1 protein-coding gene and 1 pseudogene are annotated in these 1,441 nt (G+C 72.1%); one reads left to right on the top strand and one right to left on the bottom strand.

Features of this window, described 5'->3' with window-relative positions; all coding sequences use genetic code 11:
- Positions 1 to 44: 44 nt before the first annotated feature.
- Entirely contained in the window at positions 45 to 1,064 is a 1,020-nt protein-coding gene (gene fbaA, locus CTKZ_RS19985) for a class II fructose-bisphosphate aldolase (protein WP_124344556.1), read from the bottom strand.
- 155 nt (positions 1,065 to 1,219) lie between these two features.
- On the opposite strand from fbaA, the pseudogene CTKZ_RS21775 reads away from it, so the two are divergent.
- A pseudogene (locus CTKZ_RS21775) lies at positions 1,220 to 1,441 on the top strand (hypothetical protein); the annotation flags it as partial.

A 1,441-nucleotide genomic window follows, 5' to 3' on the forward strand; every position in this document is an offset into this window, starting at 1 on the left:
GGCCCCGCCCACGGCGGGGGGGGGGGCCCGTCGTCGTCAGTGCGTCAGAGCTTGTGACCGGCCGAGCGGAGCTGCTGCGCCGCCTCGACGATGCGCTGCGCCATGCCCGCCTCGGCGAGCTTGCCCCACGCGCGCGGGTCGTACGCCTTCTTGTTGCCGACCTCGCCGTCGACCTTCAGGACGCCGTCGTAGTTCTTGAAGAAGTGGTCGGCCACCGGACGGCTGAACGCGTACTGCGTGTCCGTGTCGATGTTCATCTTGATGACGCCGTTGTCGACCGCCTCGGCGATCTCCTCGGCCGTCGAGCCCGAACCACCGTGGAACACCAGGTCGAACGGCGAGTCCTTGCCGACCTCGGCGCCGACGGCCTTCTGGATCTCCGCGAGGATCGACGGGCGCAGCTTGACCGCACCCGGCTTGTAGACGCCGTGCACGTTGCCGAACGTGAGGGCCGTCAGGTAGCGGCCCTTCTCGCCGACGCCGAGCGCGCGGACCGTCGCGAGACCGTCCTCGGCCGTCGTGTAGAGCTTCTCGTTGATCTCGGCCTCGTGGCCGTCCTCCTCGCCGCCGACGACGCCGACCTCGATCTCGAGGATCGTGCGGGCCGCCTGCGAGAGCTCGAGGAGCTCCGCCGCGATGACGAGGTTCTCGTCCAGCGGGATGTCCGAGCCGTCGAACATGTGAGACTGGAACGTCGGGTTCTCGCCGCGCTTGACCTGCTCCGCCTCGAGGGCGAGCAGCGGGCGGACCCACGAGTCGAGGTTCTTCTTGACGCAGTGGTCGGTGTGGAGGGCGACGGTGATGCCGTAGCCCTTCGCGACCTCGGTCGCGTACGCGGCGAGCGCGATCGAGCCGGCGACGCGGTCCTTGACCGTCGCGCCCGACGCGTACTCCGCGCCGCCGACGGAGACCTGGAGGATGCCGTCCGACTCGGCCTCCGCGAAGCCCTGCAGCGCGGCGGTGACGGTCTGGGACGACGTGACGTTCACGGCCGGGTAGGCGAACTTGCCCGCCTTCGCCCGGTCGATCATCTCGGCGTAGACCTCGGGGGTGGCGATGGCCATCTGCAGCACTCCTGCGTTCGTAGGGCGGTGTCGCCCACAGTTTGCCACCGTTCGGCAAAGGGCCGGTCGGGACGTCCTTCCCACGGGACGGCGAGATCAGGCGCTAGCCGGGCCGCGCGCTCAAGTCGGCGGTCGCGCGTGCCGACCGGCTCGTCGTGACCACGTCCCGGACCTCGCACCCCGCCCGTGCCGCCCGTGCCGCCCGTGCCGCCCTCGTGGCGGCCCTCGCCCTCCCGATGCTCGCCGCGTGCGCGTTCGTCGTCCCGCTGTCCACCGACCAGGCGGCGCCCGCCGACCGAGGAGCCCCCGCCGACCGCGCCGCCCGCGCCCACCGCGAGGCCCCCGCCGACCCGTGCGCCCCCGAGGTCGCCCCGCCC

Origin of the sequence: Cellulomonas algicola (assembly GCF_003851725.1) — a bacterium.
Lineage (GTDB): Bacteria > Actinomycetota > Actinomycetes > Actinomycetales > Cellulomonadaceae > Cellulomonas > Cellulomonas algicola.

What these genes read in the sequence shown, in the direction of transcription:
- fbaA (WP_124344556.1), bottom strand. Translation starts at nt 1,064, where the DNA reads ATGGCCATCGCCACCCCCGAGGTCTACGCCGAGATGATCGACCGGGCG.